The 25,325-nt window shown below is 69.1% G+C and carries 20 protein-coding genes; 10 read left to right on the top strand and 10 right to left on the bottom strand.

The features are described 5' to 3' along the window. Positions 1-19: 19 nt before the first annotated feature. Positions 20-997, top strand: coding sequence for an NAD(P)-dependent oxidoreductase (locus tag QWJ38_RS16170; protein ID WP_290360133.1), 978 nt, complete (start codon positions 20-22; stop codon positions 995-997). Between the two features lie 16 nt (positions 998-1,013). Here the strand turns inward: QWJ38_RS16170 and QWJ38_RS16165 are convergent, their stop codons facing one another. Both QWJ38_RS16165 and QWJ38_RS16160 read right to left on the bottom strand, forming a co-directional pair. After that, positions 1,014-3,827: a valine--tRNA ligase gene (locus QWJ38_RS16165; protein WP_290360132.1), complete on the bottom strand. Its 2,814-nt coding sequence runs from the start codon at positions 3,825-3,827 to the stop codon at positions 1,014-1,016. A gap of 152 nt (positions 3,828-3,979) precedes the next feature. Next, the gene (locus QWJ38_RS16160; RefSeq protein WP_290360131.1) at positions 3,980-4,957 is read right to left on the bottom strand and encodes a GMP reductase; all 978 of its coding nucleotides are present in this window, start codon (positions 4,955-4,957) and stop codon (positions 3,980-3,982) included. Between the two features lie 290 nt (positions 4,958-5,247). On the opposite strand from QWJ38_RS16160, the gene QWJ38_RS16155 reads away from it, so the two are divergent. Next, positions 5,248-6,369, top strand: a complete 1,122-nt coding sequence (locus QWJ38_RS16155) for a beta-ketoacyl-ACP synthase III (protein ID WP_290360130.1) — start codon at positions 5,248-5,250, stop codon at positions 6,367-6,369. Here QWJ38_RS16155 and QWJ38_RS16150 read toward each other — a convergent pair. After that, positions 6,366-7,157 carry a transporter gene (locus QWJ38_RS16150; RefSeq protein ID WP_290360129.1) on the bottom strand — a complete coding sequence of 264 codons (792 nt, stop codon included), beginning with the start codon at positions 7,155-7,157 and terminating at the stop codon, positions 6,366-6,368. The two genes, QWJ38_RS16155 and QWJ38_RS16150, sit on opposite strands and share 4 nt — an antisense overlap. A 17-nt stretch (positions 7,158-7,174) precedes the next feature. On the opposite strand from QWJ38_RS16150, the gene QWJ38_RS16145 reads away from it, so the two are divergent. After that, the gene (locus QWJ38_RS16145; RefSeq protein WP_290360128.1) at positions 7,175-8,179 is read left to right on the top strand and encodes an NAD-dependent epimerase/dehydratase family protein; all 1,005 of its coding nucleotides are present in this window, start codon (positions 7,175-7,177) and stop codon (positions 8,177-8,179) included. Here QWJ38_RS16145 and QWJ38_RS16140 read toward each other — a convergent pair. Further along, positions 8,176-10,551, bottom strand: coding sequence for a penicillin-binding protein 1A (locus QWJ38_RS16140; RefSeq protein ID WP_290360127.1), 2,376 nt, complete (start codon positions 10,549-10,551; stop codon positions 8,176-8,178). The genes QWJ38_RS16145 and QWJ38_RS16140 overlap by 4 nt on opposite strands. 89 nt (positions 10,552-10,640) lie before the next feature. On the opposite strand from QWJ38_RS16140, the gene sbcB reads away from it, so the two are divergent. The 4 genes from sbcB (at position 10,641) to QWJ38_RS16120 (ending at position 14,551) form a co-directional block, all read left to right on the top strand. Beyond that, entirely contained in the window at positions 10,641-12,080 is a 1,440-nt protein-coding gene (gene sbcB, locus QWJ38_RS16135) for an exodeoxyribonuclease I (RefSeq protein ID WP_290360126.1), read from the top strand. A gap of 16 nt (positions 12,081-12,096) precedes the next feature. Continuing rightward, positions 12,097-12,600 (top strand): YybH family protein, encoded by a 504-nt coding sequence (locus tag QWJ38_RS16130; RefSeq protein ID WP_290360125.1) that lies wholly within the window; start codon positions 12,097-12,099, stop codon positions 12,598-12,600. A gap of 54 nt (positions 12,601-12,654) precedes the next feature. After that, a complete protein-coding gene (locus tag QWJ38_RS16125) occupies positions 12,655-13,518 on the top strand; it encodes a DNA ligase (RefSeq protein WP_290360124.1) in 864 nt (287 codons plus the stop codon). A gap of 85 nt (positions 13,519-13,603) precedes the next feature. Further along, a complete protein-coding gene (locus QWJ38_RS16120; RefSeq protein WP_290360123.1) occupies positions 13,604-14,551 on the top strand; it encodes a GGDEF domain-containing protein in 948 nt (315 codons plus the stop codon). Here the strand turns inward: QWJ38_RS16120 and QWJ38_RS16115 are convergent. Then, positions 14,548-16,497 carry a bifunctional 2',3'-cyclic-nucleotide 2'-phosphodiesterase/3'-nucleotidase gene (locus tag QWJ38_RS16115; RefSeq protein ID WP_290360122.1) on the bottom strand — a complete coding sequence of 650 codons (1,950 nt, stop codon included), beginning with the start codon at positions 16,495-16,497 and terminating at the stop codon, positions 14,548-14,550. The two genes, QWJ38_RS16120 and QWJ38_RS16115, sit on opposite strands and share 4 nt — an antisense overlap. A gap of 223 nt (positions 16,498-16,720) precedes the next feature. Here QWJ38_RS16115 and QWJ38_RS16110 point away from each other — a divergent pair, with 223 nt between their 5' ends. Genes QWJ38_RS16110 through QWJ38_RS16100 form a run of 3 tightly spaced genes read left to right on the top strand, consistent with a single transcriptional unit; the run spans position 16,721 to position 20,315 of the window. Beyond that, complete coding sequence (locus QWJ38_RS16110) at positions 16,721-17,983, top strand: 3-methyl-2-oxobutanoate dehydrogenase (2-methylpropanoyl-transferring) subunit alpha (RefSeq protein WP_290360121.1); 1,263 nt, start codon at positions 16,721-16,723, stop codon at positions 17,981-17,983. Between the two features lie 59 nt (positions 17,984-18,042). Beyond that, entirely contained in the window at positions 18,043-19,047 is a 1,005-nt protein-coding gene (locus QWJ38_RS16105) for an alpha-ketoacid dehydrogenase subunit beta (RefSeq protein ID WP_290360415.1), read from the top strand. After that, the gene (locus tag QWJ38_RS16100) at positions 19,047-20,315 is read left to right on the top strand and encodes a dihydrolipoamide acetyltransferase family protein (protein WP_290360120.1); all 1,269 of its coding nucleotides are present in this window, start codon (positions 19,047-19,049) and stop codon (positions 20,313-20,315) included. Before QWJ38_RS16105 ends, QWJ38_RS16100 begins: the two co-directional genes overlap by 1 nt. Positions 20,316-20,319: 4 nt before the next feature. Here the strand turns inward: QWJ38_RS16100 and QWJ38_RS16095 are convergent, their stop codons facing one another. The 5 genes from QWJ38_RS16095 to QWJ38_RS16075 all read right to left on the bottom strand — a co-directional run bounded on the left by QWJ38_RS16095 (position 20,320) and on the right by QWJ38_RS16075 (position 25,245). Next, a complete protein-coding gene (locus QWJ38_RS16095) occupies positions 20,320-20,835 on the bottom strand; it encodes a GAF domain-containing protein (RefSeq protein WP_434063988.1) in 516 nt (171 codons plus the stop codon). A 65-nt stretch (positions 20,836-20,900) separates the two neighbouring features. Continuing rightward, positions 20,901-23,492, bottom strand: coding sequence for a bifunctional aconitate hydratase 2/2-methylisocitrate dehydratase (gene acnB, locus QWJ38_RS16090; RefSeq protein WP_290360119.1), 2,592 nt, complete (start codon positions 23,490-23,492; stop codon positions 20,901-20,903). 47 nt (positions 23,493-23,539) lie between these two features. Further along, positions 23,540-23,947 (bottom strand): type II toxin-antitoxin system VapC family toxin, encoded by a 408-nt coding sequence (locus QWJ38_RS16085; RefSeq protein ID WP_290360118.1) that lies wholly within the window; start codon positions 23,945-23,947, stop codon positions 23,540-23,542. Between the two features lie 6 nt (positions 23,948-23,953). Beyond that, entirely contained in the window at positions 23,954-24,199 is a 246-nt protein-coding gene (locus tag QWJ38_RS16080) for an AbrB/MazE/SpoVT family DNA-binding domain-containing protein (RefSeq protein WP_290360117.1), read from the bottom strand. Between the two features lie 116 nt (positions 24,200-24,315). Further along, positions 24,316-25,245 carry a hypothetical protein gene (locus QWJ38_RS16075; protein WP_290360116.1) on the bottom strand — a complete coding sequence of 310 codons (930 nt, stop codon included), beginning with the start codon at positions 25,243-25,245 and terminating at the stop codon, positions 24,316-24,318. Between the last annotated feature and the right edge of the window lie 80 nt (positions 25,246-25,325).

Raw genomic sequence — 25,325 nt, 5'->3', positions numbered from 1 at the left:
TCTTTCCCCTGCTGATGCCATGACTCTATTGATCGTCGAGCCGCTGGAAGCCGATGTGATGCAGTGGCTGTCGGAGCGGCATGCGGTGCACTACGCGCCGCAGCTGGCGGCCGAGCCGGCGCAGCTGCGCGAGCACTTGCACCAGACGCAGGCGCTGATCCTGCCGCCCAGCGTCGCCGTCGATGCGGCGCTGCTGCGCGCGGCGCCGCGGCTGCGCGTGCTGGGCCGGGTCAGCGCCGGCGGCGAGAACATCGATCTGGACGCCTGCCGCGCGGCCCGGGTCGAGGTGATCCGCAGCCTGACGGCGACCGCCAGCGCCGAGGCCGAGTTCGTCATCGGCGCACTGCTGGCGATGCTGCGGCGGGTGCCGGTGCAGACCAGTGACGGCATGCTGGTCGGCCGCGAGCTCGGCTGCGCGACGATAGGCCTGATCGGCATGACGCCCACTGCAAGAATGCTGGCGCAATTGCTGCCGGCCTTCGGCACCCGCGTCGTCGGCTACGACCCCAGCCTGCACCAGAGCGATCCGCTGTGGCTGCAATGGGGCATCGAGCCGCTGTCGCTGCGCGAGCTGATGGAGCAGAGCGATGGCGTCAGCGTGCAGCTGGCCTATTTTCAGCGCTACCGCGGCCTGATCGGCGAGCGGGTGCTGGGCTTTGCGAAGCCGGGCCAGGTGATGGTCAGCATCGCCCACTCGGCCGTCTTCGACGATGCGGCGCTGGCCACGGCGCTGAACGAGGGCCGGCTGCTGGCCGCCTGGTTCGACAGCCTGGAGCCCGGCTCGGTCGAGCCGGGCCAGCCGCTGTACGGCATCGGCGCCTTGCAGGTGACGCCGCGCCTGGCCGGCACGACGCGCGAATCGCGCACGCGCGCCGCCTGGGGCGTGGCGCGGCGCATCGACGAATTGCTGGCCGCGCCGCCGGAGCCGGCGGCCGAGTTCCGCGCCAGCGCGCCGGCGGTGCTGCCCGAGCCCAGCGCCCAGCGCCGCTGGCGCTGAGCCCGTCCGCCACGCTTCAGCGGGCCAGCCGCGCCAGCTGATCGCGCAGGCGCGCGACGGTCTGGCCATAGTCGGCGACGCGCTGACGCTCCTGCTCGACCACGGCCGCCGGCGCGCGGGCGACAAAGCCCTCGTTGCCCAGCTTGGCCTCGGCCTTGGCGATCTCGCCGACCAGGCGGTCGATCTCCTTGTTCAGGCGCGCGCTCTCGGCCTCGATGTCGATCTCGACATGCAGGGCCAGGCGCGCCGCGCCATGGACCAGCACCGGCAGGCTCTGGCTGGCCGCGGCGAAGGCGGCCTCGTCGGCAATGATCTGCACCTCGCTGAGCTTGGCCAGGGTTTTCAAAATCGCTGCCGCCTCGGCGATGAAACCGGTGTCGCCGCCGACCAAGAGCGGTACGCGCTCGCCGGGGCTCAGGCCCATCTCGGCGCGCAGGCTGCGGCAGGTGCCGACGACCGCCTTCAGCTGCTCCACCCAGGCGACGGCCTTCTCGTCGATGCGCTCGGGTTGGGCGACCGGGTAGGCGGCCGTCACCAGGTAGTCGCTGGTCTTGCGGCCGGCAATCGGCGCCACCGTCTGCCACAGCTCCTCGGTGATGAAGGGCGCGATCGGGTGCAGCAGGCGCAGCACCGTCTCCAGCACGCGGATCAGGGTGCGGCGGGTCGCGCGCTGCTGGCTCTCGTCGCCGGTCTGGATCTGCACCTTGGCGATCTCCAGATACCAGTCGCAGTACTCGTCCCAGACGAAGGCGTAGATCGCGTTGGCGACATTGTCGAGGCGGTAGTCGGCAAAGCCCTGGGCCACCGCGGCCTCGACCTTCTGCAGCTCGCTCGTGATCCAGCGGTCGGCCTGCGAGAACTTGTTGTAGCCGGGCGGGCAGTGGCCCGGCTCGTGCGCGAGGCCGCAGTCCTTGCCCTCGGTATTCATCAGCACAAACTTGGTCGCGTTCCAGAGCTTGTTGCAGAAGTTGCGGTAGCCCTCGCAGCGCTTGGTGTCGAAGTTGACCGTGCGGCCCAAGGTCGCCATCGCCGCGAAGGTGAAGCGCAGCGCGTCGGCGCCATAGCCGGGGATGCCCTCGGGAAACTCCTTCTCGGTCGCCTTGCGCACCTTGGGTGCGGTCTCCGGCTTGCGCAGACCCTGCGTGCGCTTGTCCAAGAGCGGCGCCAGCGCGATGCCGTCGATCAGATCGACCGGATCCAGCACATTGCCCTCGCTCTTGCTCATCTTCTTGCCCTGTGCATCGAGCACCAGCCCGTGGATGTAGACATGCTTGAACGGCACCTTGCCGGTGAAATGCTTGGTCATCATGATCATCCGGGCGACCCAGAAGAAGATGATGTCGTGGCCGGTCACCAGCACCGAGGAGGGCAGGAAGAGGTCCTGCTCCAGCGTCTTGGCCGGCCAGCCCAAGGTCGAGAAGGGCACCAGGGCCGACGAGTACCAGGTGTCCAGCACGTCTTCGTCGCGGGTCAAGGTCTTGCCCGGCGCCTGGCCCTGCGCCTCGGCCTCGTTGCGGGCGACATAGACCCGGCCGTCCTCGTCGTACCAGGCCGGGATCTGATGGCCCCACCAGAGCTGGCGCGAGATGCACCAGTCCTGGATGTTCTTCATCCACTGGTTGTAGGTGTTGACCCAGTTCTCCGGCACGAACTTGACGTCGCCGCTGGCGACGGCCTCGATCGCCTGCTCGGCGATCGACTTGCCGCCGGCGCCCGGCTTCGTCATCGCGACGAACCACTGGTCGGTCAGCATCGGCTCGATCACCTGGCCGGTGCGGGCGCAGCGCGGCACCATCAGCTTGTGTTTCTTGACCTCGACCAAGAGGCCGTCGGCCTCCAGCGCGGCGACGATCTGCTTGCGCGCGACGAAGCGGTCCAGGCCGACGTAGGCGGCCGGGATGTCGGCCGCCTCGACGGCGCTGACCTTGGCGTCCAGATCGAAGATCGTCAGCATGGGCAGGCCATGGCGCAGGCCGACCTGGTAGTCGTTCGTGTCATGCGCCGGCGTGACCTTCACGACGCCGGTGCCGAATTCCTTGTCCACATAGTCATCGGCGATCACCGGCACCAGGCGGCCGGTGATCGGCAGCCGCACCTGCTGGCCGATCAGGTGCCTGTAGCGCTCGTCCTCCGGATGGACCATGACGGCCGTGTCGCCCAGCATGGTCTCCGGCCGCGTGGTGGCGACGACCAGCGATTCACTTCCTTCGGCCAGCGGATAGCGGATATGCCACAGCGAGCCGTCCTCCTCCTCGCTCTCGACCTCGAGGTCGGAGACGGCCGACTTCAGCACCGGGTCCCAGGACACCAGGCGCTTGCCGCGGTAGATCAGGCCTTCTTCGTACAGGCGCACGAAGGTCTCGGTGACGACGGTCGAGAGCTTCTCGTCCATCGTGAAGTACTCGTGCTCCCAGCTGACGCTGTCGCCCATGCGGCGCATCTGCTGCGTGATCGTGTTGCCCGACTCGTGCTTCCAGTCCCAGACGCGGGCGACGAAGTTCTTGCGGCCCAGGTCGTGCCGGCTCTGGCCCTGGCCCTGTAGCTGGCGCTCGACGACGATCTGCGTGGCGATGCCGGCATGGTCGGTGCCCGGCACCCACAGCGTGTTGTGACCGCGCATCCGGTGGTAGCGCGTCAGCGAGTCCATGATGGTCTGGTTGAAAGCATGGCCCATATGCAGCGTGCCGGTCACGTTCGGCGGCGGCAGCTGGACGCAGAAGGACTCGCGCGCCGGATCCAAGGTCGGCTTGTACAGGCCCTGGGCCTCCCACAGCGGGCCCCAATGGGCTTCGATGGCGGCGGGCTCAAAGGATTTGGCGAGTTCGGTCATGGTGGGACGCTGAAATGGCAAAGGGCGTCTCCCGCGAAGGAGGCGCCCCATGGAAACAGGGGGATCGGTCCGATTGTCCTACATGAACAGATGCTCGCCGGCGTTTTGACTCGCCTTGCGGCTTGCCGGAACGCCGGGCGAGCGGCGGCCTGCTACATGAAAAGATGTTCCCCGGCGTTCTCACCACCCAGGATCACGTAGTTCACCTTCTTCAGATCGGTCAGCACGCGGCCGCCGGCGTACGAGATCGAGCTCTGCACGTCTTCCTGCATCTCGCGCACGGTGTCGGCCAGCCGGCCCTTGACCGGCTCGAGGATGCGCTTGCCCTCCACATGCTTGTACTCGCCCTTGTTGAAGTCCGAGGCCGAGCCGTAGTACTCCTTGTAGAGCTTGCCGTCGACCTCGACCGTGTTGCCGGGCGACTCCTCGTGGCCGGCGAACAGGGAGCCGATCATGATCATCGAGGCGCCGAAGCGCACGCTCTTGGCGATGTCGCCGTGGTGGCGGATGCCGCCGTCGGCGACGATGGGCTTGGTGGCCACGCGGGCGCACCACTTCAGCGCCGACAGTTGCCAGCCGCCGGTGCCGAAGCCGGTCTTGAGCCGGGTGATGCAGACCTTGCCCGGGCCGATGCCGACCTTGGTCGCGTCGGCGCCCCAGTTCTCCAGGTCGATCACGCCCTCGGGCGTGCCCACATTGCCGGCGATGACAAAGGTCTGTGGCAGCTTTTCCTTGATGTGGGCGATCATGCGCCGCACGCTGTCGGCGTGGCCATGGGCGATGTCGATGGTGATGTAGTCGGCGCCGACGCCCTCGGCGGCCAGCCGGTCGATCACCGCATAGTCGGCCGGCTTGACGCCCGAACTCAGCGAGACGAACAGGCCCTTGTCGCGCATCGCCTTCGCGTAGGCGACGTTGTCGAGGTCGAAGCGGTGCATCACATAGAAATAGCCGTTCGCCGCCAGCCATTCGGTGATGTTCTCGTCGACGACGGTCTTCATATTGGCCGGCACGACCGGCAGCTTGAAGCGGCGCGGGCCGAATTCCACCGAGGTATCGCAGTCGGCGCGGCTCTCGACGCGGCACAGGCGCGGCAGCAGCAGGATATTGTCGTAATCGAAGATTTCCATGATTCAAGAAGGTCGCATTGTCGGGGTGCGTTCACGCAGTGCACCACCTGGGCTGCGAGCACTTGAACTGGGACCGGTCTTGTCCCCCGAGGCCGCCGGCTGGGGCGGTGAGGGACGTGCTGGGCTTTTGCCGTGTTCCGCAAAAACCCATAAAAAAACCGGGTCGCCAATATTTGGGCCCGGTGATTGATTCTACGCCGATTGGCCGGATCGCTAAAATTGAGGGCACTCAAAAGCACAGCCGCCGCCAACTCCTGCCGGGACGGCGCACCGTATCCAGGAAGAATCCAATGAACAACGTCGTCATCAGCGGCACGGGCCTCTACCAGCCTCCCAACACGATCAGCAACGCCGAACTGGTGGAAGCGTTCAACCGTTACGCCGATTTGCAGAACGAGCAGAACGCCGCGGCGATCGCCGCCGGCGAGCGCCAGCCGGTGCCGCATTCCAGCGTCGAGTTCATCGAGAAGGCCTCCGGCATCAAGCAGCGCTATGTGATCGAGAAGGACGGCGTGCTGGATCCGGCGCGCATGTATCCGCGCTTCGAATCGCGCCCCGACGAGCAGCTGTCGCTGATGGCGGAGATCGCCGTCGACGCGGCCAAGAAGGCGCTGGCTGCCGCCAACAAGAAGCCCGAGGACGTCGACGCGGTGCTGTGCGCCGCCGCGAACATGCAGCGCGCCTATCCGGCGATGGCCATCGAGATCCAGCAGGCGCTCGGCGCCGGCGGCTATGGCTTCGATATGAACGTCGCCTGCTCATCGGCGACCTTCGCGATCGAGCAGGCGGTCAATGCGGTCAAGTCCGGCACCGCCAACTGCGTGCTGGTCGTCAACCCCGAGATCACCTCGGCCCATCTGGAATGGCGCGACCGCGACTGCCACTTCATCTTCGGCGACGTGTGCACCGCGGTCATCATCGAGCGCGCCGACACGGCCACCTCGGCCGACCAGTGGGAGGTGCTGGGCACCAAGCTGGCGACGCAGTTCTCGAACAATATCCGCAACAACTTCGGCTTCATGAACCGCATGGAGGATAGCGACCCGCTGGCCCGCGACAAGACCTTCATGCAGGAGGGTCGCAAGGTGTTCAAGGAGGTCGTTCCCATCGCCGCCACGCACATCGAAGGCCATCTGGCCGCGCTGGGCCAGGAGCCGACGAATGTGCGCCGCTTCTGGCTGCACCAGGCCAACCAGGGCATGAACCAGTTCGTCATCAAGAAGCTGGTCGGCGCCGATGCGGGCGACGACGTCGCGCCCTTGATCCTTGACGAGTACGCGAACACCGCCTCGGCCGGTTCGGTGATTGCCTTCCACGAGCACCGCGCCGATCTGAAGAGCGGCGACCTCGGCGTGATCTGCTCCTTCGGCGCCGGCTACTCGGTCGGCAGCGTCATCGTCCGCAAGCGCTAAAAGCGCTTCGACACCCCGGCCGTCCACTGCAGCTGCGGCGTGCGCTTGTTGAGCCCGCAGAAGATCGCCGCGTCGATCTGCAGCGAGTCGCCCAGCAGATAGGACAGGCCGGTATCGAAGCTGATCTGCTGGCCGCCGTTCTTGTCGGCGGCCAGCTGCTGGCCGGCCAGCTCGACGAAGGCGTGCAGCGCTGCGCTGAACTGCCGGCCCAGGCTCAGCGCCAGGATGCCGCCGACGAAGCCATGGCCGGCCTCGTTGTGGTCGTGGTACAGGCCCGGCATCAGGCCCAGGTTGTAGCCGGCCGGCAGATCCCATTCGGCCGACAGGCGCAGCGAGGGCCGGGTGCCTGCGCCGCGAAAGGCGGCCGAGCCGCTGGCCAGATCGACATGGAGCAGCCAGGCCAGGCCGGGCAGGCCGCGCTCGGCATCGCCATCGCGCCAATGCCATTTGGCGCCCAGCGCCAGATCGGCGAAGCCCTGTTCGCTGGCGCCGCCGCCGCTGCTGGTCTCGCGTCGCCAGCCCTCGGTCTCCAGGCGCAGCTCCCAGTCCTCGGCCACGCCCAGCCGCAGCAGGGTTGGCGTCGCCAGGCCCTTGACGTGCACGCCGTTCGCCGTGCTGCGCTCGCCGGCCAGGCTGGTTTCCAGCTGCAGGCGGCCGCGGCCGACCACATCGCTGGATTCGACGAAGTCCGGCCGGTCGGTGACCAGCGCCTCCTCGGCGCGGGCAGGGCCCGCCTGCAGCAGCAGGGCAAGACCCGTCACCACGGTCACGCACTGGATCGACTTCATCGCCGTAGTATCGCGCCATGAAGCTTCTGATTCTCGGTGGCACCCGCTTCGTCGGCCGGCATCTGGTCGAGGCGGCGCTGGCGGCCGGCCATGCACCGACCCTGTTCAACCGCGGCCAGACGGCCGCTACGTTGTTCCCCGGGCTGCCGGCACTGCGAGGCGACCGCCGCGTCGATCTTTCCGCACTGGCGCATGGCGAGTGGGACGCGGTGATCGACTGCTGCGGCTATCTGCCCGGCGAGGTCGAGCGCAGCGCGGCGCTGCTGCGCGAGCGTGTCGGCCGCTACCTGTTCATCTCCAGCATCTCCGCCTATGCCGGCTTTGCCGCGCCCAACGACGAGACCTCGCCGCTGGGCGTGCTGGCCGATCCGGACACCGAGCTCGTCGACGGCGCCAGCTACGGCCCGCTGAAGGCGGCCTGCGAGCAGCAGGTCCGGCGGCATTTCGGCGAGCAGCGCTCGCTGCTGATCCGGCCCGGCCTGGTGGTCGGCCCCCACGACCCGACGCAGCGCTTCAGCTACTGGCCGGCGCGCTTCGCCCTGGCGGCCGACGGCGGGCCGCTGCTGCTGCCGGGCCGGCCCGGCGATGCACTGCAATGGATAGACGCCCGCGATCTGGCGCGCTTCGCGATCGGCGCGCTGGAGGCGGGGCGCCATGGGGCCTTCAATGTGGTGAGCACGCCGGGCCAGTTCAGCCGCGGCGACTTGGTCGAGGCCTGCATGGTGGCCTCGGGCCGCCGGCCGCAAGCGGTCTGGGTCGACGATGCGCGCCTGCTCGCGCTGGGCGCCAAGCCCTGGACCGAGCTGCCGCTGTGGCTGCCGGCCGAGGGCGAGTTCGCCACGCTGATGCGCAGCGCCAACGCCAAGGCGCTCGCTGCCGGCCTGAGGCTGCGGCCGATGGCGCAGACGGTGGCCGACACCTTGGCCTGGTGGCGCGGCCTGCCGCCGCAGCAGCAGCGCTTCGACAAGGCCGGCCTGTCGCGCGAGCGCGAGGCCCAGCTGCTCGCCGCCGCGCGGCGCTAGCCCGGCGCCGAGGCCGCGAAGCCGGGAATCACCGGCGCGCCTTGCGGCGCCGAGGCGCCGGGCGGCTGCGGCAGCAGCGCGCCGGAGGGATCGTTGCCCAGCGGTGAAGGGGGCTCCAGGCCCAGGGTCTTGACGCCGTCTTCGCCGGCGAACTCGGCAAAGCTCCAGTCGCCGTCCAGCTGCAGCAGGCCCTCGGCCGGCGGCGCGATCTCCTGCACCGGCTGGCCCTTCAACGCCACCGTCATGAAGTCGATCCAGGCCGGCAGTGCCAGGCCGCCGCCGGTCTCGCGCTCGCCCAGGCCGCGCGGCTGGTCGTAGCCGATCCAGACCACGGCCGCCAGCGAGGGCTGGAAGCCGGCGAACCAGGCGTCCACCGACTCGTTAGTGGTGCCGGTCTTGCCGTAGATATCGGGCCGGCGCAGCGCCGCCTGCGCGCGCGCGGCGGTGCCGCTGCGCGCGACCTCCTGCAGCAGGCTGGCCATGACGAAGGCATTGCGCTCGGGGATCACGCGGGCCGCCTCGTCCAGCCTGGGCTTGTCGGCCTCGAACAGCAGGGTGCCCTTGCTGTCCTCGATGCGCGCGATCACCAGCGGCGCGATCCGGTAGCCGCCGTTGGCGATCACCGCATAGGCGGCGGCCATCTGCAGCGGCGTCACCGAGCCGGCACCCAGGCTCAGGGTCAGATTGTCCGGCTGCTTGTCGCTGTCGAAGCCGAAGCGCGACGCCCATTCGCGCACGCGCGCCGGGCCCAGCAGCTGCACCAGCCGTATCGTCACCATATTCTTCGAGCGCGCCAGCGCCTCGCGCACGGTCATCGGCCCGTCGAAGGTCCCGTCGTAATTCTTGGGCTCCCAGCCGTCCACCGAGACCGGCGCGTCGTTGACGACGGTGGCCGGGCCGACGCCGCGCTCCAGCGCCGCCGAATAGACGAAGGGCTTGAAGCTGGAGCCCGGCTGGCGCCAGGCCTGGGTCACGTGGTTGAACTGGTTGCGGGCGAAATCGAAGCCGCCGACCAGCGCATGCACGCGGCCGTTGGCCGGCTCTAGCGCGACCAGCGCGCCCTCGGCCTCGGGCGACTGCACGACCACCCAGCTGCCCTCGGCCCCGGCCTTGGGGGGCGGATTCTGCAGCACGCGGACGATGGAGCCGCGGCGGATGCGCAGGCCGGCGCGCGCCTTGTCCGACAACGCCGCCTGCACGCTGCGCAGGCCCTCGCCGGCGATGGTCAGCTCCTCGCCGTTCTGCAGGCTCAGCTGCAGCCGGCTGGTGCCGACCTTGGTGACGACGGCGGCGCGCAGCTCGTCGTTGTCCGGGTGCTCGGTCAGCGCCTGCGCGATCGCCGCGTCCTGCTCGCCCTCGTCCTCGGGCAGTTCGACAAAGCCCTCGGGCCCGCGGTAGGGCTTGCGGCGCTCGAACTCGGTCAGGCTGCGGCGCAGCGCATGGTAGGCGGCCTCCTGCTCGGCGGCGACCAGGGTGGTGTAGACCTTCAGGCCGCGCGTGTAGCTCTCATCGCCGTACTGGGCGAACACCACCTGGCGCGCCATCTCGGCCGCGTATTCGGCGTGCAGGCGTTCGTCCTGGCTGCTGCGGATATGCAGCTTCTCGGCCTTGGCGGCGGCGGCCTGCTCGGCGTTGATGACGCCGGTCTCCTGCATGCGGTCCAGCACGATGGCCATGCGGCGCTGGGCGCGCGCGGGGTTGACGATGGGATTCGCATAGGCCGGGTTCTGCGGCAGGCCGGCCAGCATGGCCGTCTCGGCGATCGACAGCTCCTTCAGGCTCTTGCCGAAATAGGCGCTGGCGGCGGCCTCGAAGCCATAGGCGCGCTGACCCAGATAGATCTGGTTCATATAGACCTCGAGGATCTGCTTCTTCGACAGCGCGCCCTCTATCTTCAGCGCCAGCAGCATCTCGATGAACTTGCGCGTGTAGTTCTTCTTCTTCGTCAGGTAGAAGGTGCGCGCCAGCTGCTGGGTGATGGTCGAGCCGCCCTGGCTGCGGCCATGGCTCAGATTGGCCAGCGCCGCGCGGGTGATGCCGCTCAGCGACAGGCCGCCATGCTCGTAGAAGGCCGCGTCCTCGGTGGCCAGCAGCGCGTCCTGCATCAGCTGCGGGATCTGGTCCAGCGGCTGGAAGGTGCGCCGCTCGGTGCCGAACTCGCCGATCTGCACGCCGTCGGCCGTGTAGACGCGTAGCGGCTGCTTGGGCCGGTAATCGCTCAGCTCGTCGATATTGGGCAGGGTTGCCCAGACCAGCAGGGCGGTGATCGCCAGCAGCAGAAAGGGCACGGCCACGATGCCCAGGCCCAGGGCCAGCCATTGCCGGGTGTTGAGCTGGCGGAGCGATTCACGGAGTTTCGTCAGAAGAGGCATGGGCTGCGGGCTCGGGCAATCGGGCGATTATGACCAGCAATGAGCGATGGCACGGGGCGGCCGGCGAACGATCGGTTATCGTGCCGGCCATGACCGAGATGAGCTTTTTCTGGCACGACTACGAAACCTTCGGCCGCGTGCCGCGCCGGGACCGGCCGGCCCAGTTCGCCGGCATCCGCACCGACGCGGAGTTGAACGAGATCGACGAGCCCCTGATGCTGTACTGCCGGCCTTCGCCGGACTTCCTGCCCGACCCGGAGTCCTGCCTCTTGACCGGCATCCTGCCGCAGACCTGCCTGGAGCGCGGCGTGCCCGAGCATGCATTCGCCGACGCGATCGAGGCGGCGCTGGCCCGGCCCGGCACCGTCGGCCTGGGCTACAACACGATCCGCTTTGACGACGAGGTCACCCGCCATCTGTTCTGGCGCAATCTGATCGATCCCTATGCGCGCGAGTGGCAGAACGAGTGCGGGCGCTGGGACCTGCTCGACGTCGTGCGCTGCGCCTATGCCTTGCGGCCCGAGGGCATCCAGTGGCCGCGCCACGAGGACGGCCGGCCCTCGTTCAAGCTCGAGCACCTGACCGTCGCCAACGGTCTGGCGCACGAGGCGGCGCACGATGCGCTGTCCGACGTGCGTGCGACGATCGCGCTGGCGCGACTGCTGAAGCAGGCGCAGCCCAAGCTCTGGGACTTCTGCCTGAAGCTGCGCAAGAAGGACGCGGTCTGGGCCGAGATCGGCGTCGGGAAGCCCTTTCTGCACATCTCCGGCATGTACGGCCCCGAGCGCGGCTGCATCGCGCTGGTCTGGCCGCTGGCCCCGCATCCGACTAACAAGAACGAGCTGATCGTCTGGGATTGCGCCGCCGATCCGGGCGAGCTGCTGACGCTGAGCGCCGAACAGATCCGCGCCCGCCTGTTCGTCCGCCAGGACCAGCTGCCCGAGGGCGTCAGCCGCCTGCCGATCAAGACCATCCACATCAACAAGTCGCCGATCGTCATCGGCAATCTGCGCACCTTGAGCCCGGCGATGGCGGCGCAATGGGGGCTCGATGTCGAGCAGGGCCTGGCCCATGCGCGGCGGTTGATGGAGCAGGGCCGCCTGCTCGACGGGCTGTGGGGCGAGGTGTTCAAGCGCGACCCCTTGCCGCCGCTGGACGTGGACGAGGACCTCTACGGCGGCTTCATCGGCCCCGAGGACCGCCGCGCGCTGCAGCGCCTGCGCGGCATGAGCCCGGAGCAGCTGGCGCAGCGCGCGGCCGAGGGCAAGCTGCACTTCGCCGATGCGCGCCTGGACGAGCTGGTGTTCCGCTGGCGCGCGCGCAACTTCCCGGCCAGTCTGGCGGCCGAGGAGCAGCAGCGCTGGCAGGCGCATTGCGCGGCGCGCCTGCACGAGGGTGAGGGCGGTGCGCAGACGCTGACCGCCTTCTTCGAGCGCATCGACCAGCTCAGCGAGAACGCCGACGAGCGCGGCGAGGCGATCCTGAGCGCGCTTTACGACTACGCCGAGCAGATCGCGCCGGCGCTTTGAACCAGCGGAGGCGACGATGAAGGGAATCTGGGCAATAGCGATGCTGCTGCTCGCCGGCGGCGCCCAGGCGGCCGACGAGGCGCAGCTGGCGCGCTGGCGCGAGCAGGTGAGGGCGGCCGAATGCGGCTTTGCCGCCAGCATGGCCCGACGCGATCTGGCCGCCTTCGAGCGCCATCTGGCCGAGCCGGCCGTTTTCTTCAATGGCCGCGATGCGCTGCAGGGCCGCGCCGCCGTCCTTGCTGCCTGGAAGCCCTTCTATGAGGGGGCGCAGGCGCCGTTTTCCTGGGAGCCGGACCAGATCGTCGTCGTTGCCGACGGCAGCCTCGCCTACTCGACCGGGCCGGTGCGCAATCCGAAAGGCGAGCTGACGAACCGCTTTGCCTCGGTCTGGCGCCAGGAGTCGCCGGGCCGCTGGCTGATCGTCATCGACCGCGGCGCGCCGCTGACCCCGGCCGACCGCGAGGCCGAGGCCAAGACCCAGCCCGGCAAGGGCTGCGAGGGGCTGACTGCGCCACAATAGCGCCGCCGCAGTCCAGGGCATCCATCGGTCCATATCGAGGGCAGGGAGGCTGCGATGCAGCAGGGACGACGTCGATTCAACGGCGCGCTGGTCGCCGCCGCACTGCCCATGGCCTGGCCGGCGCAATCTGCCGGCAAGGCCGAGCCGCCGGCCCTGCTGCTGGCGCAGAAGGCGCCGGCGAATCTCGATCCGCGTCGCTATCTGGTCAGCGAGAAATATGACGGCGTGCGCGCCTTCTGGGATGGCAATCTGATGTTCAGCCGCCAGGGCCAGCCCATCGCCGTGCCGGCCTGGTTTGCCTCGCATCTGCCGCTGCGCGCGCTGGACGGCGAGCTGTGGATGGGCCGCGGCCGTTTCGACGCGACCTCGGCCGCGGTGCGCCGCGCCAAGCCGCTGGACGAGGAATGGCGGCAGATCCGCTACATGCTGTTCGAGCTGCCCGGCGCCGACGGCAGCTTCGAGCAGCGCGCCGAGCGCCTGCGCGCGATTGCCGCTGAGGCGGCCTGGGCCGACGGGCTGCAGGCGGCGCCGCAGGGCCGGGTGGCCAGTCCCGCGGCGTTGCGCCAGCGGCTGGCGGCCCTGGTCAAGGACGGCGGCGAGGGGCTGATGCTGCATCTGGCCGACGCGCCCTACAAGAGCGGCCGCCAGCCGGCCCTGCTGAAGCTGAAGCCGCAGGACGACGAGGAGGCCGTGGTGCTGGCGCATCTGCCGGGCGAGGGCCGCTACCAGGGCCTGCTGGGCGCGCTGAAGGTGCGCAATGCCGAAGGGCGCGAATTCCTGCTTGGCAGCGGCTTCAGCGAGGCGCAGCGGCGCGCGCCACCGCCGGTGGGCAGCACGGTGGTCTATCGTTACCGCGGCATGAGCAGCAAGGGCCTGCCGCGCTTTGCCACTTTTCTGCGGAGCGAGGGTTATCCCTAGGTTTGCTCAAGGCCGCAACGGCCGATAGACAGACAGAGATGGAAAGAAGCGCCGGCTGCCCCGCACCGGCCAAGGAGAGATGCCCATGCCGCCGACCGATTCCCACGCCCCGGCCCCCGCCGCGGGCGCCGACCTGAGCGCTGCGCGCATGCACGCGCTGCTGGTGCGCGCGCCGATGGCGGTGGCCTTCGTCCACGCGGGCCGCTTCGAGTCGGTCAGCGAGCAGTTCAACCATCTGTTCGGCCATGGCGACGAGACCGATCTGGCCGGGGCCGCGACGCGTGACGTCCATGTCTCCGACACCACCCATGCCGGCGTCGCCGAGCGCCTGGCCGCCGCCTTTGCCGCCGGCCGGCCGCTGGACGAGGAGATCGAATTCGTGCGCCGCGACGGCAGCCGCTTCTGGGGGCGCCTGCAGGCGACGCCGGTGCAATGGGAGCAGCCGGGCGGCGAGGCGCTGTGGGTGCTGCAGGACGTCACCGCCGCGCGCCAGCAGCGCCTGCAGCCGACCTGGACCGCCAAGCACGACGCGCTGACCGAGCTGGCGAACCGGCGCGAGTTCGAGCGCCGCCTGTCCGACCATGTCGGCAGCCGGCGCCACGAGCCGGTCTCGGCCCTGTGGATCGACGTGGACAAATTCCTCGGCATCGTCAACGAGATGGGCGCCGAGGTCGGCAACCATTTCCTCTATGGCCTGGGCCAGATGCTGGTCGGCAAGGTGCGCGCCTCCGACCTGGTCGCGCGGCTGGAAAACGACCATTTCGCCGTGCTGCTGCCCGATTGCGACCAGCACTACGCACAGATCGTCGCCGAGAAGATGCGCGCCGCGATCGCCGGCTACCGCCTGCGCTGGGGCCTGCACCGCAGCCGCGTCAAGGCCAGCATCGGCGTCGTGCAGCTGCAGCCGACCTTGGAGACCGTCGACGCGGTGCTCGGTGCCGCCGCGCTGGCCTGCGCCGAGGCCAAGGCGGCCGGCGGCGACAGCGTGCGGGTCTTCGTGTCGGCCGGCGGCTACGAGGAACTGGCCGGCTAAGGGGCGAGTTCGTAGACGGCCGAGCCGTCGCCCTGGTCGCGCACCAGGCGCACGCTGGGCACCAGCGGCAGGTAGCGGATGCCGGCGGCGCCGGAGACGAAGCGCAGCTTGACGCCGGGCACCGGCAGGATGCGCCAGTTGCCGTCGGCGCCGGGATTGAGGCCGTCCTTCATCGCGGCCAGGTACTGGACCAGCGCCTCGCGGTTCTCGTCCGGCGCGTCGATGACGATGCGGCCGGCGTTCAGGCCCGGGAAGTTGCCGCCGCCGCTGGCGCGGTAATTGTTCGTGATGACCAGGAAGTCGGCCGCCGGATCGATGGCCTTGCCCTGGTAGCGCAGGTCGACGATGCGGTGCGCGTCCGGCGCGACCAGGCGACCCTCGGCGTCGTAGCGCGCCGGCTGGCTGACGTCGATCGCGTAGCTGACGCCGTCCAGCACATCGAAGTTGTGCGAACGGTAGTCGAGGTTGAGCAGCTCCTGCTCGGCCGGGCCGCGCGGGTCGATGCGGCGGAACTGGCCGGCCGACATCTCCAGCCATTCGCGCACCTCGGCGCCCTTGATCTTCAGCACCTTGATGGTGTTCGGATAGACGTAGAGATCGGCAATGTGCTTGACGGCGATGGGCCCCGCCGGAATGTCGGTATAGCTGCTCGTGCCCTGGCGCCCGCCGGCCTTGAAGGGCGCGGCCGCCGACAGCAGCGGCAGACCCTCCAGCGCCGTGCCCTGCACCGCGCGCTTCAGGTAAGCCAGCTGCGCCTGTGCGACCAACTGCACCGAGGGATCGTCAGCGACCTGGGCGAAGTAGCTGAAGATCGGCGCCTGCGTGCGCGCGACCTGGCCGCGCACATAGGCCAGCGTCTGCTCGTGCTCGTGGCCGATCTGCTGCATCACCAGCGGGTCGGCATCGACCAGGGCGCGGCGCTCGGCGCGCCGGTAGATGGGGCGCAGCGAGGCGCGGCTGTCGGCAATCTTCCAGGCACCGCTTCGGCTGTCCAGCTTCAGGTCGATCACGCCCAGATGGTCGCCCCAGCGGCCCGGCATCAGCGCCGGCACGCCAAAGACGGTGCCGCGCTCCAGATCGACGCCCGGATAGCCGGCAAAGGCCGGGCCGGGGAATTCGGCATGCGCATGGCCCAGCAGCAGCACATCGATGCCGGGCACGCGCGCCAGCTCGGTGGCGACGTTCTCGGCCAGGCGCGGCAGCGGCTCGGCACTCTTCTCGAAGCCGCTGTGCGCGATCGCGACGACCAGATCGGCGCCCTGGGCGCGCATCTCGGGCACATAGCGGCGCGCGGTCTCGACGATGTCGGCGGCGACCACCTTGCCCTCGAGCTGGTGCTTGTCCCACTGCATGATCTGCGGCGGCACGAAGCCGATCACGCCGATCTTCAGGTCCTGGTCTTTGCCGCTTTCGTCGGCGAAGCGGCGCTGCAGCAGCACATAGGGCTTGAACACAGGCTGCTGCGACTTGCCGGCCTGCATCACATTGGCATTGAGGACCGGGAAGGGCGCGCCGTCCAGCGCGCGGCGCAGGAAGTCCAGGCCGTAGTTGAACTCGTGGTTGCCGATATTGGCCGCGTCGACCTGCAGCGCGCCGAGCACCTTGTAGGCCGGATGGACCTGGCCGGCGGCCAAGGGCTTGATCTTGGCCACATAGTCGCCCAGCGGATTGCCCTGCAGCAGATCGCCGTTGTCGAACAAGAGGCTGTTCTTCGCCTCGGCGCGCGCCGCCTTGATCAGGCTGGCGGTCTTGGCCAGGCCGTATTCGTCGGTGGGCCGGTCCTGGTAGTAGTCGTAGTTGAGCAGATTCATGTGCACATCGCTGGTTTCCAGGATGCGCAGCCTCAGCTCGGCCGCCTGGACCGGGGGCAGGGCGGCCAGGGCCAGCAGCAGCAGCAGGGCCAGGCGGCGGGAACGCGGAAGAACAAGGGAGAGATGCAGGCTCACGGTCGGAGGAGGAGGAAAAGGAGGTCTTTCGGGCGAAGCCGCTAGGGTAATCGAGATCGGGGCTTGGCCCTGCGCCACCGCGGGCTCAGATGGACTACGCTAGGCACTGCGCCATGCCGGTGATCCCGCCGCGGCGCAGCAGCGGGCGAGCGCGGCCCCAAGCCGCGGATCGCGATGACATCGATGAAGCCAAGCGCGCATACCCTGCGCAGGAGCGTTTCGCATGCGGTCGACCAGCGACGACGAGGAGCAGCTGCGGCTGCATGTGCCCGAGCCCAGCGGGCGCCCGGGCTGTCCCACCGATTTCTCCTACCTGCGCGTGTCAAAGGCCGGCGCCGTGCCGCGCCCGCCTGTCGAGGTCGCGCCGGTCGACACCGGCGAGCTGAGCCACCAGCTGATCCGCGTGCTGGACGAGGACGGGCGCGCCCTGGGGCCCTGGGCGCCGGACCTGAGCGATGCGCAACTGCTGCGCGGCCTGCGCACGATGCTGAAGACGCGGGTGTTCGACGCCCGCATGCTGATCGCCCAGCGGCAGAAGAAGCTGAGCTTCTATATGCAAAGCCTGGGCGAGGAGGCGATTGCCTGCGCACATGGCCTGGCGCTGCGCGCTGGCGATATGTGCTTCCCGACCTATCGCCAGCAAGGGCTGCTGATCGCCCGCGACGACGTGCCGCTGGTCGAGCTGATCTGCCAGCTGCTGTCCAACGAGCGCGATCCCCTGAAGGGGCGGCAGCTGCCGGTCATGTACTCCTACAAGCGTGCCGGCTTCTTCACCATCAGCGGCAATCTGGCGACGCAGTTCGTGCAGGCGGTCGGCTGGGCGATGGCCAGTGCGATCAAGGGCGACAGCAAGATCGCCTCGGCCTGGATCGGCGACGGCGCCACGGCCGAGAGCGACTTCCACACGGCCCTGACCTTCGCCCATGTATACCGCGCGCCGGTGATCCTGAACGTCGTCAACAACCAGTGGGCGATCTCGACCTTCCAGGCGATCGCCGGCGGCGAGGGCACCAGCTTCGCCGCGCGCGGCGTCGGCTGCGGCATCGCCTCGCTGCGCGTGGACGGCAACGACTTCCTGGCCGTCTACGCCGCATCGCAATGGGCGGCCGAGCGGGCGCGGCGCAATCTAGGCCCGACCCTGATCGAATGGGTCAGCTACCGCGCCGGCCCGCACTCGACCTCGGACGACCCGAGCAAGTACCGGCCGGCCGACGACTGGACCCGTTTCCCGCTGGGCGACCCGATCGCGCGGCTGAAGCAGCATCTGATGCTGCGCGAGCTCTGGTCCGAGGCGCAGCAGCAAGCGCTGCAGGCCGAGCTGGAGGCCGAGGTGGTCGCTGCGATGAAGGAGGCCGAGCGCTTCGGCAGCCTGGCCGATGGCCATATCCCCAGCATCGCCTCGATGTTCGAGGACGTCTACGAGCAGATGCCGCCGCATCTGCAGGCGCAGCTGCGCCAGGCGCAGCGTTACGGAGGCCGGCCATGAAGCCCGAACAACTGCCGCCGCCCGCCGGCTCGCCGGATGAGGCCGGCCCGCTCGTCGGCATGACGATGATCCAGGCCTTGCGCTCGGCGATGGATGTGATGCTGGCGCGCGACCCGGACGTGGTCATCTTTGGCCAGGACGTCGGCTATTTCGGCGGCGTGTTCCGCTGCACCGACGGGCTGCAGGCCAAGTACGGCCGCCAGCGCGTGTTCGACGCGCCGATCTCCGAGGGCGGCATCGTCGGCGTCGCCGTCGGCATGGGCGCCTACGGGCTGCGGCCGGTGGCCGAGATCCAGTTCGCCGACTACTTCTACCCGGCCTCGGACCAGATCGTCTCGGAGGCCGCGCGGCTGCGCTACCGCTCGGCCGGCGACTTCACCGCGCCGATCACGATACGCATGCCCTGCGGCGGCGGCATCTACGGCGGCCAGACCCACAGCCAGAGCCCCGAGGCGCTGTTCACCCATGTCTGCGGGCTGCGCACGCTGATGCCCTCGAACCCCTTTGATGCCAAGGGCCTGCTGATCGCCGCGATCGAGTGCAACGACCCGGTCATCTTCCTCGAGCCCAAGCGCCTCTACAACGGCCCCTTCGACGGCCACCACGACCGCCCGGCCACGCCCTGGAGCGAGCATGCCTTGAGCCAGGTGCCGCAGGGCTACTACAAGCTGCCGCTCGACCGCGCCTCGGTTTATCGGCCGGGCAGGGCGCTGACCGTGATCGCCTACGGCACCATGGTCTATGTGGCCGAGGCGGCGGCGCGCGAGGCCGGGGTCGATGCCGAGATCCTCGATCTGCGCGCCTTGTGGCCGCTCGACCTGGTCACCCTCGTCGCCTCGGTGAAGAAGACCGGCCGCTGCCTGATCCTGCACGAGGCGACGCGCAGCAGCGGCTTCGGCGCCGAGCTGCTGTCGCTGGTGCAGGAGCATTGCTTCTACCACCTGGAAGCGCCGATCGAGCGCGTCACCGGCTGGGACACGCCCTATCCGCATGCCCAGGAATGGGACTACTTTCCCGGCCCGGCCCGCGTGGCGGCGGCGATGCAACGCGCGATGGAGGCCTGATGTCATCGATCCACACGATCAAGATGCCCGATATCGGCGAGGGCATCGTCGAGGTCGAACTGCTGGCCTGGCGCGTGCAGCCCGGCGATGCGGTGCAGGAGGACCAGATCCTCGCCGATGTGATGACCGACAAGGCGACGGTCGAGATTCCGTCGCCGGTGCAAGGCGTTGTGCAGAGCCTGGGCGGCGAGGCCGGGCAGCTGATCCGCGTTGGCGCGGAGCTGCTGCGGATTGCTTTCAACGGGGAGGTGGCGACGCCGGCCCTGCCGGTGGAGGCCGCGGCGCCGGCGCCGGCCGCTGCGGTGGCCGTGGCTGCGACACCGATGGCCGCGCCGCCCGCTCATCAACCCGATCAGCTGTCACCCGATCGCCCGATTGCCTCGCCGGCCGTGCGACGGCGCGCCTGGGAGCTGGGCGTCGAGCTGGCGGAGGTCGAGCCCAGCGGGCCGGCCGGGCGCATCATGCAGGCCGATCTGGATGCCTTCGTCGCGGCACGCGGCACGGTCGCCGCCGCGCGCCAAGCCGTGCCGATGCCGGCCGCGGCCCCGACCGCATCAGCCTCGGGCGACGATGGCGTCGAGGAGATCCGCATCGTCGGTCTGCGCCGCAAGATCGCGCAGAAGATGCAGGAGGCCAAGCGCCGCATCCCGCATTTCAGCTATGTGGAGGAGTTCGACGTCACCGCGCTGGAGGCGCTGCGCGAGCAACTCAACGCCCGGCACCAGGCCCAGCGCGGCAAGCTCACCTTGCTGCCGCTGCTGGCGCGCGCGCTGTGCCGCACGCTGCCCGACTTCCCGCAGCTCAATGCCCGCCTCGACGACGAGGCCGGCGTGCTGACGCGGCACCGGGCCGTGCATCTGGGCATCGCGACGCAGACCCCGGCCGGCCTGATGGTGCCGGTGCTGCGCCATGCCGAGGCGCTGGATCCCTGGCGTTGCGCGGCCGAGATCCGCCGCCTGGCCGAGGCCGCCCGCGCCGGCCGTGCAACGCGCGACGAGCTGAGTGGCTCGACCATCACGATCTCCAGCCTCGGTCCCTTGGGCGGCATCGTCACGACGCCGGTGATCAACCATCCCGAAGTCGCCATCATCGGCGTCAACCGCATCGTCGAGCGGCCGGTCTTCCGACAGGGGCAGGTCGTTGGCCGCTTGCTGATGAACCTGTCCTCCTCCTTCGACCATCGCGTCGTCGACGGCCAGGACGCCGCCGAGTTCATCCAGGCCTTGCGCGCCTTGCTGGAGACGCCGGCCTTGCTGTTCGTCGACTAAGTGCTCAAGGCCAGTCGGTGCCTGTGACCAGCACCGACAGCAGCGCCTCGAAGCCCCGCGCATCGTCGGCATCGAAGCGCGCCGGCAGCGGGCTGTCCAGATCGAAGACGCCGCGCAGCCGGCCGTCCACGATCAGCGGCAGCACCAGCTCCGAGCGCGAGGCCGAGTCGCAGGCGATATGGCCGGGAAAGGCGTGGACGTCCTCGACCAGTTGGACCTGCTGCGTGCGCGCGCAAGCGCCGCAGACGCCGCGCTCGAAGGCGATGCGCACGCAGGCGACCTTGCCCTGGAAGGGGCCGAGCACCAGCTCGCGCTCCTTGCGCGCATTGACCAGGTAGAAGCCGGCCCAGTTCAGATCGGGCACGCTGTTGAAGACGAGGGCGGTGAACTGGGCGAGGTTGGCGAGCCAGTCGCGTTCGCCGTGCAGCACGGCCCGCGCCTGCTTCTGCAGCAGCGCATAGGCCTCACGCTTGGCCTGGGGGCTGGACATGTCCAGCATCGAAGTGGGTTCGAAACTCATCGTCGAATTCTCGAGGCAATTAAAAAGGCCCGCCGATGGCGGGCCCTGCTTGGCGGCAAGCCGGATCAGGCCGTGACGCCCTTGGCGGCTTCCGCATACTCCTCGATCTGGTCGAAGTTCATATAGCGGTAGACGCTGGCCTTGTCGGCGTCGATCACGCCCATTTCCTTCAGGTACTCGTCCTTCGTCGGCAGGCGACCGAGGCGGGAGGCGATCGCGGCCAGTTCGGCCGAGCCCAGATACACGTTGGTGTTCTTGCCCAGACGGTTCGGGAAGTTGCGGGTCGAGGTCGAAATCACCGTCGCGCCCTCGCGGACCTGCGCCTGATTGCCCATGCACAGCGAGCAGCCCGGCATCTCGGTGCGCGCACCGGCGGTGCCGAAGGCGGCGTAATGGCCTTCCTTGATCAGCTCGCTCTGGTCCATCTTGGTCGGCGGGGCGACCCACAGCTTGACCGGAATGTCGCGCTGGCCGCCCAGCAGCTTGGCCGCGGCGCGGAAGTGGCCGATGTTCGTCATGCAGGAGCCGATGAAGGCCTCGTCGATCTTGGCGCCTGCAACCTCGGACAGCACCTTGGCGTCGTCCGGATCGTTCGGGCAGCAGACGATGGGCTCGGTGATGTCGGCCAGGTCGATCTCGATCACGGCGGCGTACTCGGCGTCCTTGTCCGCTTCCAGCAGATCCGGCTTGGCCAGCCAGGCCTCGACCTTCTCGATGCGGCGCTGCAGCGTCTTGGCGTCGGCATAGCCGTCGGCGATCATGTTCTTCATCAGCACGACGTTGCTGGTCAGGTATTCCTTGATCGGCTCGGGGTTCAGCTTGATCGTGCAGCCGGCGGCCGAGCGCTCGGCCGAGGCGTCGCTGAGTTCGAAGGCCTGTTCCACCTTCAGGTCCGGCAGGCCCTCGATCTCGAGGATGCGGCCGGAGAAGATGTTCTTCTTGCCGGCCTTGGCGACGGTCAGCAGACCGGCCTTGATCGCGTACAGCGGAATCGCATGGACCAGGTCGCGCAGGGTCACGCCGGGCTGCATCTCGCCCTTGAAGCGCACCAGCACCGATTCGGGCATGTCCAGCGGCATCACGCCGGTGGCGGCGCCGAAGGCGACAAGACCCGAGCCCGCGGGGAAGGAGATGCCGATCGGGAAGCGGGTGTGCGAGTCGCCGCCGGTGCCGACGGTGTCGGGCAGCAGCAGGCGGTTCAGCCAGCTGTGGATCACGCCATCGCCCGGCCGCAGGGCCACGCCGCCGCGATTCGAGATGAAGGCGGGCAGCTCGCGGTGAGTCTTGACGTCGACCGGCTTCGGATAGGCGGCCGTGTGGCAGAAGGACTGCATCACCAGATCGGCCGAGAAGCCCAGGCAGGCCAGGTCCTTCAGCTCGTCGCGGGTCATCGGGCCGGTGGTGTCCTGCGAGCCGACGGTGGTCATCTTGGGCTCGCAATAGGTGCCCGGGCGCACGCCCTGGCCTTCCGGCAGGCCGACCGCGCGGCCGACCATCTTCTGCGCCAAGGTGAAGCCCTTGCTCGAGGCGGCCGGCGCCTGCGGCAGGCGGAACAGGGTCGAGGCGGGCAGGCCCAGGAACTCGCGCGCCTTGGCGGTCAGCGAGCGGCCGATGATCAGGTTGATGCGGCCGCCGGCGCGCACCTCGTCGAACAGCACATCGCTCTTGAGCTTGAACTCGGCCACGGTCTCGCCGTTCTTCACCAGCTTGCCCTCATAAGGCAGCACGTCGATGACGTCGCCCATTTCGAGCTTGCTGACGTCGACCTCGATCGGCAGCGAGCCAGAGTCTTCCTGCGTGTTGAAGAAGATCGGCGCAATCTTGCCGCCCAGCGTCACGCCGCCGAAGCGCTTGTTCGGAACAAACGGGATGTCCTGGCCGGTGGCCCAGATCACCGAGTTGGTGGCCGACTTGCGGCTGGAACCGGTGCCGACGACGTCGCCGACATAGGCGACCAGATGGCCCTTCTTCTTCAGCTCCTCGATGAACTGCATCGGGCCGCGCTTGCCGTCCTCCTCGGGCTTGAAGGCCGCGTCGGGGCGGGTGTTCTTCAGCATCGCCAGGTAATGCAGCGGGATGTCCGGGCGGCTCCAGGCGTCAGGCGCCGGCGACAGGTCGTCGGTATTGGTCTCGCCGGGCACCTTGAAGACGGTGACGGTGATCTTCTTCTCCACTTCGGGGCGCGAGGTGAACCACTCGGCGTCGGCCCAGCTCTGCATCACGTCCTTGGCGAAGACATTGCCGCCCTTGGCCAATTGCGCGACGTCGTTAAAGTAGTCGAACATCAGCAGCGTCTTCTTCAGCGCGGCGGCGGCAGTGCCGGCGACTTCCGCATCGGCCAGCAGCTCGATCAGCGGATGGACGTTGTAGCCGCCGACCATGGTGCCCAGCAGCTCGGTGGCCTTGGTCTTGGAGATCAGGCCGACCTTCAGGTCGCCATGGGCGACGGCGGCCAGGAAGCTGGCCTTGACCTTGGCGGCATCGTCGACGCCCGGCGGCACGCGGTGGGTCAGCAGGTCCAGCAGGAAGGCGTCCTCACCGGCGGGCGGATTCTTGATCAGCTCGATCAGCTCGGCGACCTGCTTGGCGTCCAGCGGCAGCGGGGGGATGCCCAGAGCGCGGCGCTCGGACTCGTGTTGGCGGTAGGCTTGCAGCATGTCGACTCCTGGTTGGCTGGCAGTAAATGGTGTGGGGCGCTTGGCGATCAGGCCGGCGTGCTCGGCACGATCAGCTTGAGCCCCTTGAAGTAATCACGAAAGAAACCGTCGTCGGCGGTGATCAGCGCGCTGCATTGCAAGAGTGCATGGGCACCGACGATGAAATCGGGAACGGTGCGCTGGCGCTGGCCGCCGCGCGTGCGGTAGCGGCGCTGCATCTCGCCGGCGCGGATCGCGGCCTTTTGCTCGACCGCGCTGTAGCGAATGCCCATGTCCTCAAGCACCTGCATCGCCTGGTCGCCGCCCTGCAGCGAGGAGCAGACCTCGGAGACGACGACGTCGCTCACGACCACCGGGCCGTGGCTCAGCGCCTCGCGCAGCGCGGCCTCGGCCATGTCGGCGCGGGCGCTGCCCGAGAGCAGGTCGATCAGGACCGAGGAATCGATGGCGATCATCGCGGCTCAGTTCTCGACCGGATCGCCCGGGGCGCGGCCGCGGATCGCGCGCATCGCGTCGTCGACCGACTCGAAGCCGTCGAGCTTGAACTTGCCGCGGGCGCGCGAGATCGCGTCGTCGACGTTCTTGCGCAGGATGATGCGGGCGCCGTCGAGCTCGACCTTGAGGGTCGTGCCCTTGGTCAGGCCCAGGGCATCACGAACGGATTTGGGCAGCGTGATCTGCCCGCGTTCGGCAACGGTGGCTTCCATGATGCGAGGCTCCGGGACGCTCCATGCCTGCCGGAGCAGGTATGGAAGGGAAAGTATGCAATGATTTTACATACTTTCCTGCGCGCGGACAGCCCCGCCGGGCCGTTCGAAGGGCCTTAGGACTTCGGTGCGCCGGCCGAGGCTGCGGCGGCCGGCGGCGTGGCGCTCGCCGGCAGGGCGGCGGCGGCAGCTGCCGAGGCGGCTTCCGCGGCCTTGGCCGCGACGGCGGCCGCACCTTCGGCGGCCGAGGCCGCCGTTGCCGCAGCGGTGGCGGCGGAGGCTGCCGAGGCTGCGGCGGCCGCGGTGCTGGCGGCGGCCGGCGCGCTGGGCGCGGAGCCGGCCGCTGCGGGCGGAACCGTGGCCGGTACCGCGGCCGCGAGGGCCGAAGCGGCGGCGGCTGCCTTGGCGGCGGCAAGCGCGGCGCTGTCGGCCGCCGAGGCGGCGGTGGCGGCGGCCGTAGCAGCGGTGGCGGCCGCGGCGACGGCGGCCTTGGGCTCGATGCCCAGGCCGTTGTCCGGGCGCTGGATGCCCGAGGCCAGCGCGGCGGCGCGTTCGGCCTTCATGCGCTCGATCGCGGCGCGCTGCTCCGGGTGCAGGCATTCATCGACCAGGCGCTGGCCAACCTTGGTATCCAGCAGCATGGACTTGTTGGCGATCTGGATCATCAGCGTGCGGCCGGTCACGTCTTCCAGGCGCAGCGCGCCGGTGCTGGACAGCACCGGCTTCATCGTGAAGGTGCTCTTCTGCCACATCACGTCCAGATAGCCCTGCTTGCTGTTGCGGGTGATGCTGACCGACTGCTTGAACTCGCAGTCGTAGGTGCCCAGATAGGCGCGTTCGATGGCGGCCAGCTGCTCCTCGTCGGCATCCGGCAGCGGGGCCGGCGCCGCCGGCTTGGGCTCGGGTTTGGCGGCGCGGCCCTTGGACGTCGCGGCCGGGGCTGTGGCCGATTTGGCGGCCGGCTTGGCGGCAGGCTGGGCCTGGGCGGCCAGCGACAGGGCGCCGATCAGCAGGGTCAGGAGGGGAAGGCTGCGGGTCTTGGTCATGAGGTTTTCTGAAATACGGCGGAAACGCCATTACGGCTCGGGATGGCGCGCTGCACTGTAGCCTCGGCGGCGCAAGGGAC

It is taken from the genome of Roseateles violae, assembly GCF_030410485.1.
GTDB classification, from domain to species: Bacteria; Pseudomonadota; Gammaproteobacteria; order Burkholderiales; family Burkholderiaceae_C; genus Roseateles_D; species Roseateles_D violae.
The sequence above is the reverse complement of the archived record's forward strand: the minus strand, read 5'-3'. Positions and strand labels throughout refer to the sequence as shown.